Here is a 16,742-nt window from a genome sequence, read left to right as displayed (position 1 = left end):
GCGCCTGAGCCTCAGCGCCTGCGGCGACTACCGGTGCCGAAGATGTTTCGCGAAATCTCGCGTCCCGCAGCCGAAGCCGCCGAGCGCAGGAAACTCTTGACAGCCGAGTTGCCCAAGATCTGCTCGGCGATGTTGGGGCCCTCCGGCTCGGCCGGCGGCGGTGGCGGCAGATCGGGCAGCGACGGAAGATCCAGGGACTGATCCGCTGTCGGAGCACCGGCCACCTTGGCCGTCAGCTTCTCGTACGCCGACTCGCGGTCGATGGTCTGGCCGTACTTCTGATTCAGCGGACTCGACGACGCGGCCGCCTTGATCGCGTCGTTGCCGATGGTGTCCATCAGCGACCTCGGAGGACGAATCTTGGTCCAGGCCACCGGCGTCGGCGCACCCTTTTCCGAGAGTACGGTCACGATGGCTTCACCGATGCCGAGTGAAGTCAGTGCCTTTTCCAGGTCGTAGTGCTCGGTTTTCGGGTACGTGCGGACGGTCTTGTTGAGGGCTTTCTGATCGTCGGGCGTGAAGGCACGCAGGGCGTGCTGAACCCGCGCACCCAACTGTGACAGCACCGAATTCGGAATGTCGGTCGGAAGTTGTGTGCAGAAGAACACGCCGACGCCCTTGGAACGAATGAGCTTGACCGTCTGTTCCACCTGCTGAAGGAAGGCCTTCGACGCGTCCGCGAACAGAAGGTGCGCCTCGTCGAAGATGAACACGAGCTTCGGCTTGTCCAGATCTCCCTCTTCGGGCAGCGTCTGGAACAGGTCCGCGAGCACCCACATCAGGAAGGTGGAGAACATTGCCGGGCGCGCCGCCTGGGCACCGAGTTCGAACAGCGTGATCACACCGGCACCGCCGACGACACGCAGCAGATCCTCGGTTTCGAGTTCCGGTTCGCCGAAGAAGGTGTCACCGCCATCTGCTTCGAGGTTGACCAACGCGCGCAGAATCACTCCCGCCGTCGCCGAGGAAACTCCGCCGATACCCTTCAGATCGGCCTTGCCCTCAGCGCTCGTCAGGTGCGCGATGACCGAACGCAGATCCTTGAGGTCCAGCAGGGCCAGGCCCTGAGTGTCGGCCCAGTGGAAGATCAGCCCTAGAGTCGACTCCTGGGTCTCGTTGAGGCCCAACACTTTACTGAGCAGGATCGGCCCGAAACTGGTGATGGTCGCGCGCACCGGGATACCGATTCCGTCCGTTCCCAACGACAAGAACTCGACTGGCATCCCAGCGGGAGTCCACGAATCGTCGCCCGTCTCGACTGCGCGAGACTTCATCTTCTCGCTCGGATCCCCCGCCTTCGACAGACCCGAGAGATCGCCCTTGACGTCGGCCATCACAACCGGCACACCCGCGGCGGACAGCTGCTCGGCGATCCCCTGCAACGTCTTGGTCTTGCCGGTACCCGTCGCACCGGCGATCAGACCGTGACGGTTGATCGTCGCCAACGGAATCCGCACCCGCGCGGTGGGATCTGCCACACCGTCGATCACCACCGAGCCGAGCTCGAGTCCCCGCCCCTCGGATGAATAGCCCGCCGCGATTTCAGCGGCAGCACCCGAGGGCGCCTGAGCAGCGGGGGTGGCTCCGGCCGATGCTTCGGCCTCAGCGGCAGCCGCTTCCTTCTCGGCTTCCTCAGCTGCTGCAGCGGCTTCAGCTGCAATCCGAGCGGCTTCGGCAGCGGCAGCCTTGGCAGCTTTCGCCTTCTCCGCCGGCGTCAGCGGCGCTGCTCCGTCCTTCGGATCCACGGTCATCGAAAAGCCCTCCTCGTTGCAATGCGGCGAAGTTCTTGTCATCACCCGAACGCCGTCTCACACACGTCGAGTTTCCACCGCAGACCTTATCCCGCGCCCGCGCGCACTACTGTGTTCCTGGTGCAGGACAAATTGGTATGGATCGATTGTGAAATGACCGGGCTGCGACTCGAGTCGGACAAACTCATCGAGATTGCGGCTCTGGTGACCGACAGCGACTTGAACATCTTGGGCGAAGGTGTGGACATCGTCATCCACGCCGACGACGACGCGTTGGCTGCAATGCCCGACGTCGTGAAGAAGATGCACGCGAAGTCGGGACTGACCGAAGAGGTTCGTAAGTCGACGGTCACCCTCGCCGAGGCGGAGAAAGAGGTGCTCGCGTACATCCGCAAGCATGTTCCCGTCGCCGGTACGGCTCCCTTGGCAGGCAATTCAATCGCCACCGACCGCGGATTCATCTCACGGGACATGACGGCACTGGACACATACCTGCACTACCGGATGATCGACGTCAGCTCCATCAAAGAACTCTCCCGCCGCTGGTACCCGCGAATCTACTTCGGCCAGCCCGAAAAAGGTCTCGCCCACCGGGCACTCGCCGACATCAAGGAATCCATCCGCGAACTCAAGTACTACCGCGGCACTGCATTCGTCGCGGCGCCCGGACCGTCGAGCGCGGAGATTGCAGCCGTCGTAGAGGGCTTGGGTCCCGCCTGACCTGCCGATTGGCTTCCTGACCGACTTTCGCGCTAGTATCTCTTTCGTCAAAGCAGCCGGGTCAAACCGGTGGCCGAGGCAATGGTGGGCGTAGTTCAGTTGGTAGAGCACCAGGTTGTGATCCTGGCTGTCGCGGGTTCGAGTCCCGTCGCTCACCCAAGCGGAACCCCCGAAGATGTCGAAAGACATTTTCGGGGGTTCTTTTGGTTTGTGCGCCAGCCCCAATCTCCCCTTCCACAGCCGGGTGAACGTATCGCTCCCCTTCTCTGACGGGGGCAGCGATACGTTCACCCGAAGTGGGTGGGGTGGCGACCGCGACAAATCGCGCGCTCCCGAGCAACCCGTGCCCGAGCTGAGCGAACGTACCTCTGGTCGCCTCAGATAGACCGAAAGCCACTTTCGCTCACATCGGGGCGGCCGGAATGGCCGCAAATCACCCACCCGAGATCACTCGGGCGACGGTTGCGGCTCCCAGACGCCTGCGACGGTCCCCTCGCGAACGTGTCGCTCGTATGCCGAAACCTTGTCGTGGATGACGGTCAGGTTGTCCTGCAGCGCAGAGATCCTGGATCGAATCAACTCCTCATGCGACTGTAAAAGTGAAAGCCGCTCCTTCTCGTTTCCTGGACCTGACCTGACCAGAGCGGCGAATTCGCGGATCGTGGCGATCGGCATACCCGAGTCTCGGAAGCGATTACACAGCTTCAACCAAGCGACATCGCTTTCGGAGTACACCCGACGCCCACCTGCCGAGCGCGCAACCTCGTGAACGAGCAATTCCTCACGTTCGAAGTATCGAAGGGAATCGATACTGATTCCGGTCTGGACAGCGACGTCACCGATTGACAGTTCGCGCATTGCCTGGCGACCTTTCCTTGACCTGGAGTGCACTCCAGATTTTACGGTCGCAGCCATGAATTCCATCCAGCGCAAAATCAACACCGGATACTCCCGAGTCTCCACTGCCGACGACGTACTTGCCGGACAAGATTTAACAGGCACTACGGTTTTGGTCACCGGCGGGTACTCCGGACTGGGATATGAGGTTTCGCAGTCACTTTCTTCGGTCGGCGCGCGAGTTGTAGTTCTTGCCCGCCGACCAGAACAGGCACGGAGCGCGGTGGCCGACCTTCCGGGTATCGAAGTGCGAGCGTGCGACCTGTCGGACCCGAGCAGTGTCAGATCGTGTGCGCGAGAAATTCTCGAATCCCGGATCACTCCGGACATCATCATCTGCAATGCGGGGGTCATGGCCTGCCCGGAACTCCGTGTCGGCTCCGGATGGGAATCACAATTCGCGATCAATCACCTCGGGCACTTTGTACTGGTGAACCTGCTTGTGCCAGCCATGCCCGCAAACGGCTCTCGCGTCGTAGCGGTCTCGTCGGCGGGACATTTTCTGTCGGGAGTGCGTTGGAATGACATACATTTCCGCAACGGTTACGACCGCTGGCTTGCGTACGGTCAAGCCAAGACTGCCAATGCTCTATTCGCTGTACAGCTGGCGAGCTCCGGTGCTTCACGCGGTATCAGTGCGTTCTCCGTCCATCCCGGGAGCATCCTCACTCCCCTTCAACGTCACTTCTCTGCATCAGAGAAACACGATCTCGGATGGACGACGTCGAATGGCGACGCCGTGCCGGGGTTCAAGACTCCCTCCCAGGGCGCCGCTACAACGGTGTGGGCAGCGACGGCACCGAAACTCGCCGATCACTCCGGCGCGTACCTCCAGGACTGCAACATCGCGGACGTCGCGCAGACTGATGACATGAGCGTCGGCGGAGTGAAACCTTGGGCTACCGATCCCGCCGACGCACGCAGATTGTGGACACTGTCCGCTGAGATGACCGGAGTGGACGCGTTCGGTCGACGCTGACACCGAGCGAACGTACCTCCCGTCGCCTCAGATAGACCGAGAGGCACTTTCGCTCACAAAAGGTGTGCAGATGCAGAAATGCCCCCAACCGGACGGTCGGGGGCATTCTGGCGTTCAGCGCTTCAGGAACGCACTCAGACGTCCGCGTTGCCGGTCTTCCAGACGCTCCAGGGGATGTTCCAGTCACCGAGGCCGTCGGTGCCGGAGAGAGTGCCGCCGACGGTGTTCTTGACGACGACGATGTCCCCACGCTTGGTGTTGTCGTAGACCCACTTGGCGTTGGACGGGCTCAGGTTGAGGCAGCCGTGACTGGTGTTGGAGTAGCCCTGCTGCCCGACCGACCACGGCGCCGAGTGGAAGAAGATGCCGCTGTAGGACATTCGGGTCGCCCAGTCGACGGGGGTCTTGTAACCCTGCGCCGAGGTGACCGGGACGCCGTACGTGGACGAGTCCATGATCATGTTCGCGAAGCGGTCACCGATGATGTAGACGCCGTTGTCGGTGGGAGTGCTGTCCTTGCCCATGGAGGTGGGCATGGTCATGACGGTCTCACCGTTGACCTGGAAAGTGACCTGCTTGGTGTTGTCGTCCGCCGTGGCGATGACGGCATCACCGATGGTGAAGGAACTCTTCGCGTCTTCCTGCCCGAAGACTCCCTTGCCGAGATTGCGCCCGTACACGTTGACGCTCACGTCGACCTTGGTGCCCGGTGCCCAGTAGTTCTCCGGACGCCAACGGACCTCACGATTGTTGACCCAGTAGAACGCACCTTCGACGGCCGGAGTCGTGGTGACGGTGATCGCAGCTTCGGCAGCCTTGCGATCGGGGATGTTCTCGTCGAACTGCACCGCGATGGGCTGACCGATGCCGACCACGTCACCCTCGTTGGGCAAGACATACGGCTTGGTGACGTTGCCGGGCGCGCTGGTGGTGAAGGACGTGACCGTCGTACTGGCGCCACCCAATCCGAATGCGCGGGCCTCGATTTTGTACTTGCGGTTGTAGCCGAGCGGTTCGGTGGTCGTCCACGACGCACCGTCGGCAGCAATCGCGCCGGCAACTGCCTTGCCGTCCTGATTGACCATCGTCACGTCGGACAGAGCGCCGTCAGCGACGTTGATCTTGACCGGGTCGCCCGGCGAAAAGCCGACAGCGCCGTCGGCAGCGGTCGAGGTGAGCTTCGGCTTGATGAGTTCGGTGAGCGGATTGGAATCGATCGGCGCCGACCCTTCAGTGCTGACGTCCTTGCCGCCCGACGTACACGCGGTCATCAGAACGAGAGCACCGAGAGACGCCGCGATCATCGCCGCGCCCTTCGACGCTCGACCGTTCCCCCCGCGCACGGACAGACCCCACCTTTGACGACTCATCGTTCGACTCCGCTTCACAATTTCTCCGACTAACTTCCGCGTCACATGCGAATCCCACTTACCGGAAGGCAAGTGGGACTTGCGGTATGACTGCGCTGCACCAATGATGCCAGGCGCGCTCGTTACCAACGGTCATGAAAGCCCACGCCGTCAGTAACGTTCAAGTATCAATCGCTCCGAACCGTCCGTTTTGTTACCGCTTTCAGCGGATTTCCTCCGATCGGACTACAGCGGTGACGCCTCCACCTGGCGATTTGCTCCCGAACCGGCGATTCGGCTAATGTTCTGTCTCGCAAGAGCGAGCGCCTATAGCTCAGTTGGTAGAGCAAGTGACTCTTAATCACTGGGTCCGGGGTTCGAGTCCCTGTGGGCGCACTTGCAAAGGTCCCCACCTTCTTCGGAAGGTGGGGATTTTTCTTTGTGTCGTGGTGGACAGGTTGTGGTGAATAGACTTCACAGTTATCGGAACCACGGCCTGGAGGATTGATGACCGAGCGCGAAACCACACCGGGCAGCGAGCTGGCATTTGCCGGGGTTGCGGGTCAGGCCGCTCTGATCCGGTCCGGAGAATTATCGGCCCGCGAGCTCACCGAGAACACACTTCGCCGTATCGAACGCCTCGATTCGACGCTCAATGCTTTTGTGCGGGTTCTCGCAGACGAAGCGCTCGACGAAGCGACACGTCTCGATCAGCGCCAGGCCGACGGCCACAGCCTGGGCCCACTGCACGGAGTCCCGATCGCGATCAAAGACGAGAACGACGTCGCCGGAACGCCGACGACGTACGGCGGTGCGGCAGCAACTCGCATCGCATCGGCCGATTCAGAGGTCGTCCGGCGGTTGCGCGAGGCCGGCGCGGTGATCGTCGGCAAGACGACGATGCCCGAGTTCGGCATCTGGCCCTTCACGGAGACTGCTGCAAACGGCTACACCAGAAACCCTTGGGACACCGGCGTATCAACGGGCGGATCGAGCGGAGGATCTGCGTCGGCCGTCGCGTCGGGCATGGTCGCAGCGGCAATCGGCGGCGACGGCGGCGGTTCCATCCGACTGCCTTCGGCGTTCTGCGGGTTGTTCGGACTCAAACCGCAGCGCGGTCGGGTGAGCACCGCGCCGAACCGCAACCTCTGGCGCGGACTCGGCACGCTAGGCCCTCTCACTCGTTCCGTCGAGGACAGCGCGCTCGTGTACGACGTGATAACCGGTATCACCGGGATCGACGACTACACAGCCGAAACGCTCCGCACCAGCTTTGCCGAGTCAGCCGCGTCGGCGCCCGGGCCGCTTCGCATTGCAGTGTCCACCCGGAGTCCGGTCCGGGGCGTCCGCCCGTCCCCGGAGGTCGTTGCCGCGGTGCATTCGATCGCAGAGATGTTGAGCGCGTTGGGACATCACGTCGAAGAGCACGATCCCGAGTACCCGGACGCAACTGCAGCATTTCTCCCCCAGGTGCTCGGCGGCGTCCGCGACGAAGCACTGCGCGTCGATCATCCAGCGTTACTCGAGAAGCGCACACGAGCACTCGCGTCGATCGGCCGGATAGCCGCTCCCGCGCGCGTCGGGAAATTCGCTTACCGCAAAGGTGAGCGAATCGCGGCGACGGTCAACCAGGTCTTCGACACCTTCGACCTGGTCCTGATGCCGACCACGCCCGCGCTGCCACGCCCGATCGGACAACTCGAAGGAACCGGCCTTCTGTCAGCAGTCCGCAAGGCGTTGCCGATCGCCGCCTACTGTTCGATCTGGAATGTCTGCGGCAACCCGGCGGCCGCTGTGCCCGCCGGGTTCTCCGAACGCGGACTCCCCCTGAGCGTCCAACTGGTCGGGCGCAGCGGTGGTGAACCGACCATTCTCGCCGTCGCACAGCAGTTGGAAAGCACCGTCCGCTGGCCGGATTCGCACCCTCCACACTCGTGAATTCCGGAAGCGATGTAACCATCGTCACCACGATGAACACGCGTTTTGCAAACTCCTGAGCCTGTCGGCTAATGTTCTGTCTCGCAAGAGCGAGCGCCTATAGCTCAGTTGGTAGAGCAAGTGACTCTTAATCACTGGGTCCGGGGTTCGAGTCCCTGTGGGCGCACTTGCAAGAAGGCCCCCACCTCACCAGGTGGGGGCCTTCTTCATGTTCTGTCTTCGACAACTCGGGTCAGCGAATGATCTTCCGGACCACGAGTATTCCCACCACTGAACCGACTGCGATCAGCGCGTACTTCACTGCCGGCTCGTTGAGCTTGGCGAGCACCGTCTTCTTGGTGTTCTCGACCAGCCGCTTCGGGTTGGTGCGGACCGTCAGTTCGTCGAGTGTGCTCGCGAGCTGGTTACGCGCCTTCTCGATCTCGCGTTCGATGCTCTCGGTGTCCCTGGGCACGTGTCCTCCAACTTGTCTGTGTTCTGCTGCTCTGTGTGCGGGTCTGCTGTGCGGACGCAGCGCGCCGACACTTCGCTCTACCGTAGAGGAGCAGAATGCCCTCGCGCCCACCTGCCGCGCAATTTCTCGACTAACCTCGATTCCCGTGACCGAGAACAGTAGATTGTCCGCCGGCGACGTCGCGCCGGATTTCACGCTCCCAGACGCCGATGGCAACGAGGTTTCCCTTCACGATTACCGCGGCCGCAAGGTCATCGTGTACTTCTACCCGGCGGCCAGCACCCCGGGGTGCACCAAGCAGGCCTGCGACTTCCGTGACAGCCTCGCCGAGCTGAACGGCGCCGGCCTCGAAGTCATCGGAATCTCGCCGGACAAGCCCGCAAAACTCGCGAAGTTCCGCGATACCGAAGAGTTGACCTTCCCGCTGCTCTCCGATCCCGAGAAGGCGACGCTCGAAGCCTGGGGCGCGTTCGGTGAGAAGAAGATGTACGGCAAGACCGTCCAGGGCGTCATCCGCTCGACGTTCCTCGTCGACGAGGAAGGCAAGATCGAGGTGGCCCAGTACAACGTCCGGGCCACCGGCCACGTCGCCAAGCTACGACGCGATCTGTCGGTCTAACTCCCGTACCGGCTCAAGAACAGAGCCTCCGCGAAAGCGAGATTCTCGATCTCCGACGGGTCGACGCTTTCGTCGGGCGCATGAATGCGGCATTGCGGTTCCTCGACGCCGATCAACGCGATCTCCGCGTCGGGGAACTGCTCGGCCAGTGCACTGCACAGCGGTATCGATCCCCCTTGGCCGGCAAATCCGACTTCGCGGCCGTAGGCATCGGTGAGCGCGGACTTCAGCTGCGCGAAACCTGCACCCTCCGTCGAGGACGAGAACGGCGATCCCGTCGATTCCGGAACGACCTCGATGTGGACGCCCCACGGCGCCGCCGCGCGGAGGTGGTCCGTCAACAACTTCTGTGCCTGCGCCAGATCCGTGCCAGGCGGGACACGAAGATTCAGGCGCGCCGACGCGCGGGGCGTGATCGCCGCCGCCGAACCCACGACCGGCGGGCAGTCGATACCCAGGATGGTCAGCGCCGGACGAGCCCACACCTGCTCGGCGACCGAACCGGAACCAGTCAGCTGCACCCCTTCGAGCACCCCGGCGTCGGAGCGGAACTGATCGCCGTCATAACTGACACCCGCCCACTCCTGGTCGTTGGTCAAGCCTTCGACAGTGGTGTTTCCGGCGCTGTCGTGCAGCGTCGAGAGTATGTGCACCAGCGCGGTGATCGCATCGGGCGCCGGTCCACCGAAGACACCGGAGTGAATCTCACCCTCGAGCGTCGACACGTGGACCACAACGTTCGCGATCCCGCGCAATGACGTCGTGATCGTCGGCTCCCCGACTTCGGTGTTGCCGGTATCGGCGATCAGGATCATGTCGGCTGCAAAAAGTTCGGGCCGCTCTCGCACCAGATCCTCGAGACCGCCAGTGCCCATCTCCTCGGATCCTTCGGCGACGAGCGTCAGGTGGACGCTCGGATCCACACCGGCTGCGGCGAGCGCTCGCAGAGCTGTCAGATGCATGACGACGTTGCCCTTGCAGTCGGAAGCGCCCCGTCCGTACCACCGTCCGTCGCGCTCGGTGAGCGTGAAAGGCGGGGAGCCCCAGAGCTCTTCGTTTCCGGGCGGCTGAACGTCGTAGTGGCAGTACAGCAGAACGGTCGGAGCACCGCCCGGGCCTGGTCGACGCCCGACAACCGCGGCCGAACCGTCGGAGGTCTCGATCGCCTCGATATCGGCGAAACCCTGAGCCCGGAATGCCTCCAGGACCCAATGCGCAGCGGCCGCGCATTCTTCCGGCGGGTACTGCCGTGCATCGGCAACGGACTTCATCGCCACAAGTGCACTCAGATCCTCACGGGCACGCGGCATGAGTTCACCTACCGCGGTTCGCAGTTCTTCCGTCATCGTCTCCCTCTCCTCGGCATCGAATCTCGGTGTGCCCGAAGAATCTCAGTCTGCCCGAATCGGACGTAGGCAGGCGCCAGGATCGCCGTTGCGCCACACCGCGCAGCAACCTCTTCGGCTACTGGACAGTTGGTCACCTAGTATCGAGGTGTGGCAACAGCATCGGGACTCGTGTGCGCGCACCTGCGCGGTGCGTTTCGACCGATCACGACCGCCGAAGTAGGTGGCCGATGACACCGGATAATGCACAAGTCCCAAATTCGACAGAAAACACCGATAGCCTGGAAGACGTGCAGCCCACGACTCGTCACCGCGCGCGGCGACGAGTCGACCCAGCACTGGAGAATCCCCAGAGCCTCGAAGAACCGCAGGAACTGCTGCCGCGCAAGCGTCCGACGCAAGAGCGCAGCCAGCGTAAATTCGACGCACTCCTGGCTGCGTCACGGGAACTCCTCACCGATGTCGGTTTCGAATCGTTCACCTGTGAAGAAGTCGCGGCACGTGCTGACGTCCCGATTGGGACGCTTTACCAGTTCTTCGCGAACAAGTACGTCATCGTGTGCGAATTGAACCGCCAGGACCTCGTCGGGGTCCAGCACGAGCTTGCTCAGTTCGGCGGCGAAGTACCCTCGCTCGACTGGTTGCGGTTCCTGAACAGTTTCGTCGATCACATGGCCGGGCTGTGGACGTCTGATCCGTCGCGCCGCGAGGTCTGGCTGGCGATGCAGTCGACGCCGTCCACGCGGGCAACCGGAGTCATTCACGAAAAGCAGTTCGCCGAGACCGTAGCGAAAATGCTCGGCCCGTTGACGCCTCGTACGCGGCGAGATCGTCGCCTGATGATGGCGGAAGTTCTTGTCCACGTGGTGTATTCGATGCTCAATTTCTCGGTTCAGGACGGTCAGTCGCATGCCGACGCCGTCGCCGAACTGAAAAGGTTGATGATCGCGTATCTCCTCGTCGCCGAGAAGGAATCCCGCACGAAGGACTAGTCGAGCGACAAAGAGCCGGTCTCCCCTTGGGAGACCGGCTCTTTCGTGTCCGGCAGTGCTACTCCGGGTCGGATTCGATGACCGCGAAAGCGCCCGCCATGTCCCCGTCGTGGGTGAGCGAGATATGAATCTTCACTCCGGTCAGGTGTTTGGCCACGTCACCGCGAAGCCGGATGCCGGGGCGCCCCCAGGCGTCCGAGACGACCTCGATCTGATTGTGGATCATTTCCCCCAGCACCGGTGGGCCGGCGAAGAGAGCAGTTGACCATGCCTTGATCACTGCTTCCTTCGCAGCCCACCGGGCGGCGAAATGTCGTGCCGGTTCGGTGCTCCGGGTAACGGCGTCTCGACGCTCGCCCGGTGTGAAGTTGTCGAGCATTGCCGTTCCCGGCCTGTTCAATTGCTCGGCGAACTCCGACACCGTCACGAGGTCGAAACCGATACCCAGAACTCCCATACCGTGACTACTACTTGCAGCCGGGCAGATTCGAGCGGTACACCTGGTCTGCGCCGAGTCGTGCGTCCTCGCTCAGCAGCATGTCCGCTTCGAGCTGACGCGACGCCTTGGCCGGCGTTCCGTCGGCACCGAGGCGACGATCCGCCGGGCGCTCGTAGAGGCTGTCGCCACCGCACATCGCCTTCGCGAGGCGACGCTGACCGTCGATCGTCCGCTGCTGGGCCGCAGCAACATAGGCGTCACGCTTGTCGGCCGGAACCGACTCGACGAATGCCTGCGGGTGCACGACTGCGATCAGTCCGGAGACGTGACCGAAGCCGAGGCTGGTCAGCAGGCCGGCACGCAGCGGAAGATGCTCACCGAACTTGAGCGGCTGACGTGCCCACACGAGGTGCTCGAACTCGGCCATCTTGTCGTCGACGCAGTCGAGGCTGCGGTTCGGCGGGACGATGCCCTGGCTCAGTACCTGGCAGAGCCCGATCAGCTGGAAGGCTGCGGCACCACCCTTGGCGTGACCGGTCAGGCTCTTCTGCGAGACCACGAACATCGGCGCGCCTTCACTGCGTCCCAATCCCCCGGCGAGGCGCTCGTGCAGCTCCGCCTCGTTGGGATCGTTGGCGGCAGTGGAGGTGTCGTGCTTGGAGATCACGGCGATGTCGTCGGCGCTCACGCCGAGAGCGTTGAGCGAGAGTGCAAGCTGCGAATCCGCTCCCCCACGTCCGGCGCCCAGTGCTCCGAGTCCCGGTGCCGGGATCGAGGTGTGGACACCGTCGGCGAACGATCCGGCCCAGGCGACCACACCGAGGACGGGAAGACCCATCTCGAGTGCCAGGTCACCGCGAGCGAGGAGAATCGTTCCGCCACCGGCCGACTCGACGAATCCGCCGCGGCGACGATCGTTGGCCCGCGAGAAGCGGCGATCCTCGATGCCCTTGGCATGCATGTCCTCGGTCTTGGCAGTGGCCGACATGTCGCCGAAGCCGATGATGCCTTCCGTGCTCAGATCGTCGAACCCGCCGGCAACAACCAACTGCGCCTTGCCGAGTCGGATCTTGTCGACGCCTTCTTCGACGGATACCGCTGCCGTGGCGCAGGCGGCGACGGGGTGAACCATCGCGCCGTAACCGCCGACGTACGACTGAACGACGTGCGCTGCAATGACGTTCGGCAGCGCTTCCTGCAGGATGTCGTTCGGACGGTTCTCGCCGAGCAGCGTGTCGATGTACAGGCTCCTCATGGAGGTCATGCCGCCCATGCCGGTGCCCTGCGTGTTGGCGACCAGGCTCGGGTGTACCCAGCGGAGCAGTTCGCTCGGAGTGAAGCCGCCGGTGAGGAAGGCGTCCACCGTTGCGACGATGTTCCAGAGGCCGACGCGGTCGACCGAATCTGCCATGTCGGCGGGGATGCCCCACTTGGTGACGTCGAAGTTGGTCGGAATCTGACCGCCCACACTACGAGTCAGCTTCATCTTGCGCGGGACGCGGATCTCGGTGCCTGCGCGGCGGGTGACCGTCCAGTCTCCGGACTCGGCGGAAACCGTCGCCGTCGTGTTCTCCGGATCGGATTCGACGAAGGCCTGAGCCTCTGCCTCACTGCCGACCACGAAGCTCAGATCCTTGTCCAGGAACACGGAGGTGAGCAGCGGAGCGGTGTTGTCGATCATCGCGCCCTCGTCGACGTAGCGACGGATGCCGCAACGCTCGACGACTGCGTCGTGGTACTTGTCGGCGATTTCCGCCTCGGGTACCAGGTCACCGGATTCGACGTCGTACCAGCCCGGCTTGGGGTCGTTCTCCCAGACGATGAGTCCGGTGTTCCACGCCAATTCGAGAACGCCTGCGGCAGAGAGCTGCTCGTCGACCTCCATCTCGAAGCGGGTACGCGAGGAACCGTAGGGTCCGAGCTCTCCGGCACCCACGATGACCACGAGGTCCGCGGGGGTGACGTCCAGTTCGGGCCAGCTCGGAGCCTTGACCGAGTCGTCGATGCGAGCCGGCGCGGGCAGCGCCAGGATGCTGGACTCGTCCACTGCTTCGTCGACAGCTTCGGCGATCTCGGCAACCTCGGCAGCTTCCTTGGCCAAAGCACCCAGATCCAGGTTGGCCTCGGACAGTCCGCCGGTCAGGTCGACCTCGAGCGGGGCCTCTGCTGCAGCGCGCCGCGACTCGCGGGTTGCCGTCTTCAGCAGTTGGGTCGCCATCTCCTGGGTGGACCAGGTGCGGACGCCCGCTGCTTCGACCGCGTCGACGATCGGATCGTTGTGACCCATGAGTCCGGTTCCGCGAACCCAACCGATGACCGCGTGTGCCAACGTGACCCGCTCGGCCCAGTTGCGCTCGGCCTTCCAGCGGTTGACCACGGCGATCAGCGAAGCCTTGGCCTCACCGTATGCACCGTCGCCGCCGAACGTTCCGCGGTTCGGCGAACCGGGCAGCACCACGTGCAGGTGCGTGTCGACATCGCTGTCGTAACCGATCTTCGACAGACCGCCGATGAGGCGCTCCACCGACCAGAGCAGCACGCGCATTTCCATTTCGGCGCGAGCGCCGGCGTCGGAGAGTTCGCCGCCGACACGGGGAGCTGCGAACGGGAAGAGCATCGTCGGCGTCATGGCCGGCTTGATGAGCTTCTTTGCGCCGCCTGCGTTCTCGGTGGCCTCGTTGCCGATCCAGTCGATCAGCGCGTCGACGTCGGTGTACGACGCCATGTTCGCGGGAACCACCCAGAGGGCGGCACCGGCGCGAGCATTCTCGCGGTACAGGTCGCGGTAGAAGCCGAGACGCTGACCGTCGAGTCGCGAGGTGGTCACGAATACCGTTGCGCCACCGGCAAGGAGCTTGCCCGTGACCGCTGCCGCGATGGAACCCTTGCTGGCGCCCGTCACTACTGCGACCTCGCCTGCCCACTCGGGTGCGTCGGATTCTGCCGCAGCAGCCGCATCAGCGATGCGGGTGTAGACCTCGGCGAGTGCGGTGCGGCCTTCGTCGGTTGCACGGGTGGCCCACCACTTTGCCTGTGCGGCGACGGTGGAGCCGGCACCGATGAAGTTCTCGACCGACAACGCGGTGTCACCGAGCCAAATGCGAGCGAGATCCTCACGCGCACTTGCCCAGCGGTCGTCGAGCAGAACGGCCTTCTGCGCGTCGAATGCCGGAGCAACCAGACGCGGCCAGTCGGAGCCGAGTTCAGCCGAGACCAGGTCGACCAGTTCGGTGTCCTCGACCGTCGCGACTGCCGTTTCTTCGTTCAGTCCGAGCTGCTCGAGTACCAGGCGTGCGGCCGAGGCCAGAACGCCGTTGCGACCGGTGATGTTCTCGGTGAACTCACCCAGAGCGGCTGCGTCGACGGTTCCGCCGCTTCCGCCGCCGGTAGCCGGCAACGAGACGCTGACTCCGCGAGCAGACCCGACCGAGGCAACTGCGCTGTCGATGACTGCGTCCACTGCTGCAGCGTCGGCCAGTGCGCCGGAGCTCAGGCCACCGAGGTCGCCGCCGCGGATGCTGGCGCCGTCACGGGTACCGAGAGCCACTGCTGCGGTGACGTGGTGTGCCCAGCCGTCGCCCAGTTCCCAGACCTTCTTGACGCGGTCGGCGATGTAGCCGGGACGCTTGCCCGAGGGGCCGAAGACCTTACGCAGGTGATCGTTGATCGAATCGGAGAGCACCGGTCCGAACGGCTTGTACGTACGGGCGAGCTTGTCGACGGTTGCCCCCAGGGAGCCCATGTCGGCGTCTGCGGCCCCGTCGATGGCACCGAGGGAGAGCTCGGAGCCGAGGTCGACCAGAAGCTGGTTGCGACGCGAGGAAACGCCGTCGCACAGTGCCTCGATCGTGTCCGCGGGGCCGACCTGATCGGGACGGAGCTTGGTCCACAGGCTGATCAGGACCTTCGTGGCGTCGGGCGCCTTGAAGGTGAGGTCGTCCGGACGCGGTCCACCCGGCGGCCGGAGCAGCCTGCGCGGCAGGCGCTTCGATCTCGTCGTCGTCATCGACAGCGGGGTCGACGTCGGTGCCGTAGACGATCGCGGCTTCGCGCTCGACGTTGAGAACCTCGACCGGGTAGCCGAAGCGGCCCGGCAGCTTGAGGGTCTGCGACGCGAGGTTTGCAACGGTCGGGGCAGCGCCGAGACCGATCTCGACGAAGCGTTCGACCCCGAGTCCACCTTCGGACTCGTCACCGAAGAGCAGGTCCTGCGTCTCGATCCAACGGACCGGGCTGGCGAACTGCCAAGCCAGCAGCTCGATCAGGATGATGCGGGACAACTCGTGAGTGCGCGTTGCGTAGCTGTCGAAGTCTGCGAGGACTTCCTGCAGCGGCTCGGACGGCACCAGGTCGGCGATTTCCTGAACGAAGTCACGACGCAGCGAGAACGGCTTCGGAACCAGGTTCGGGATGTAGCGGCCGATCAGGATGTCCGGATCGATGTCGTGCGGGAGCAAGTCCTGCAGGCACACGCGGAAGTCCGCCACGCCACCGCGAAGGACGGTGGAGTGGAACGGCACGTCGATGCCGGGAACCTGGATGTATGCCCGCTTGCCACCGAATTCTGCTCGGCGACGATCGATTTCGACCTCGAGTGCGTCGAGACCGGCTACCGAACCGGCAATGGCGTACTGGCTGCCGCGCAGGTTCAGGTTGACGATTTCGAGGAACTCACCGGAGGTCTCGGCGACACCGGCGACGAAGCCCTGCACGTCGTCGTCGGAAACACCGATCTGCGACGGGCGAATAGCGGCCATGCGGTAGTCGGAGCGTCCGGCTTCGTCACGGGGAACGAGCTGGTGCATGGCGGAGCCACGCTGGAAGACGACCTCGAGAAGTGCTTCGAGCGGGAAAACCTCGGCGACAGCAGCGAGTGCGTTGTACTCACCGACCGAGTGACCGGCCAGAAGGGAATCCTCGATGAAGGTTCCGGATTCGCGCAGCTCGGCAACCTGGGCAACACCGAGAACGGCCATGGCCACCTGGGTGAACTGAGTCAGGTGCAGGACACCGTCGGGATGCCTGTGCTCCACACCACGGGCCTTGACGGTCACCGGGTTGTCTCGCACGACAGCGAGAATCGAGAATCCGAGCGCCTTACGAGTGTGCTTGTCCGCGCGCTCCCAGACGTCGCGGGCGGCCTTGGAGCGTGCGCGAGCGTCGAGGCCCATGCCCGGGCGCTGAATGCCCTGGCCGGGGAAGGCGTAGACGGTCTTCGGTGCGGCAGTGCGGCCGGTGGCGACCATGACCAGTTCGCC

General features: G+C 63.8%; 11 protein-coding genes, 3 tRNA genes and 1 pseudogene. 8 read left to right on the top strand and 7 right to left on the bottom strand.

The window, feature by feature from the left end; translation table 11 throughout:
• Positions 1-11: 11 nt before the first annotated feature.
• Positions 12-1,751 (bottom strand): helicase HerA-like domain-containing protein, encoded by a 1,740-nt coding sequence (locus tag YH3_RS22820; RefSeq protein WP_064444093.1) that lies wholly within the window; start codon positions 1,749-1,751, stop codon positions 12-14.
• A gap of 120 nt (positions 1,752-1,871) precedes the next feature.
• Here YH3_RS22820 and orn point away from each other — a divergent pair, with 120 nt between their 5' ends.
• Both orn and YH3_RS22810 read left to right on the top strand, forming a co-directional pair.
• A complete protein-coding gene (gene orn / locus YH3_RS22815) occupies positions 1,872-2,471 on the top strand; it encodes an oligoribonuclease (protein ID WP_024487359.1) in 600 nt (199 codons plus the stop codon).
• Positions 2,472-2,555: 84 nt separating this feature from the next.
• Positions 2,556-2,628: transfer RNA gene (locus tag YH3_RS22810), tRNA-His, on the top strand.
• 290 nt (positions 2,629-2,918) lie between these two features.
• Here YH3_RS22810 and YH3_RS22805 read toward each other — a convergent pair.
• Positions 2,919-3,329, bottom strand: a complete 411-nt coding sequence (locus tag YH3_RS22805; protein ID WP_003945340.1) for a MerR family transcriptional regulator — start codon at positions 3,327-3,329, stop codon at positions 2,919-2,921.
• Between the two features lie 55 nt (positions 3,330-3,384).
• On the opposite strand from YH3_RS22805, the gene YH3_RS22800 reads away from it, so the two are divergent.
• Positions 3,385-4,347 (top strand): oxidoreductase, encoded by a 963-nt coding sequence (locus YH3_RS22800; protein ID WP_064444092.1) that lies wholly within the window; start codon positions 3,385-3,387, stop codon positions 4,345-4,347.
• A 134-nt stretch (positions 4,348-4,481) separates the two neighbouring features.
• Here the strand turns inward: YH3_RS22800 and YH3_RS22795 are convergent, their stop codons facing one another.
• Positions 4,482-5,651 (bottom strand): Ig-like domain-containing protein, encoded by a 1,170-nt coding sequence (locus tag YH3_RS22795; RefSeq protein ID WP_125052658.1) that lies wholly within the window; start codon positions 5,649-5,651, stop codon positions 4,482-4,484.
• Between the two features lie 368 nt (positions 5,652-6,019).
• Between YH3_RS22795 and YH3_RS22790 the strand changes: the two genes are divergently transcribed.
• From YH3_RS22790 to YH3_RS22780, 3 genes are all read left to right on the top strand, one after another.
• A tRNA-Lys gene (locus tag YH3_RS22790) sits at positions 6,020-6,092 on the top strand.
• Between the two features lie 111 nt (positions 6,093-6,203).
• Entirely contained in the window at positions 6,204-7,634 is a 1,431-nt protein-coding gene (locus YH3_RS22785; RefSeq protein WP_064444091.1) for an amidase, read from the top strand.
• 93 nt (positions 7,635-7,727) lie between these two features.
• Positions 7,728-7,800, top strand: a tRNA-Lys gene (locus YH3_RS22780).
• Between the two features lie 66 nt (positions 7,801-7,866).
• Here the strand turns inward: YH3_RS22780 and YH3_RS22775 are convergent.
• Entirely contained in the window at positions 7,867-8,088 is a 222-nt protein-coding gene (locus tag YH3_RS22775) for a DUF3618 domain-containing protein (protein WP_007733292.1), read from the bottom strand.
• Positions 8,089-8,233: 145 nt separating this feature from the next.
• On the opposite strand from YH3_RS22775, the gene bcp reads away from it, so the two are divergent.
• The gene (gene bcp / locus YH3_RS22770) at positions 8,234-8,707 is read left to right on the top strand and encodes a thioredoxin-dependent thiol peroxidase (RefSeq protein ID WP_007733290.1); all 474 of its coding nucleotides are present in this window, start codon (positions 8,234-8,236) and stop codon (positions 8,705-8,707) included.
• Here bcp and YH3_RS22765 read toward each other — a convergent pair.
• Positions 8,704-10,053, bottom strand: a complete 1,350-nt coding sequence (locus YH3_RS22765) for a dipeptidase (protein WP_064444090.1) — start codon at positions 10,051-10,053, stop codon at positions 8,704-8,706. The two genes, bcp and YH3_RS22765, sit on opposite strands and share 4 nt — an antisense overlap.
• Before the next feature lie 290 nt (positions 10,054-10,343).
• Between YH3_RS22765 and YH3_RS22760 the strand changes: the two genes are divergently transcribed.
• Positions 10,344-11,045 (top strand): TetR family transcriptional regulator, encoded by a 702-nt coding sequence (locus YH3_RS22760; protein WP_003945379.1) that lies wholly within the window; start codon positions 10,344-10,346, stop codon positions 11,043-11,045.
• 58 nt (positions 11,046-11,103) lie between these two features.
• On the opposite strand, the gene YH3_RS22755 is transcribed toward YH3_RS22760, so the two are convergent.
• Together YH3_RS22755 and YH3_RS22750 are read right to left on the bottom strand one after the other, a co-directional pair.
• The gene (locus YH3_RS22755) at positions 11,104-11,502 is read right to left on the bottom strand and encodes a holo-ACP synthase (RefSeq protein ID WP_042446143.1); all 399 of its coding nucleotides are present in this window, start codon (positions 11,500-11,502) and stop codon (positions 11,104-11,106) included.
• A 10-nt stretch (positions 11,503-11,512) separates the two neighbouring features.
• Positions 11,513-16,742 (bottom strand): annotated as a pseudogene (locus YH3_RS22750) (acyltransferase domain-containing protein); the annotation flags it as partial.

It is taken from the genome of Rhodococcus sp. YH3-3 (assembly GCF_001653035.1).
Classification (GTDB): Bacteria; Actinomycetota; Actinomycetes; order Mycobacteriales; family Mycobacteriaceae; genus Rhodococcus_F; species Rhodococcus_F qingshengii.
Note: the sequence above shows the minus strand (reverse complement) of the source record. Positions and strands in the feature narration are given on the sequence as shown.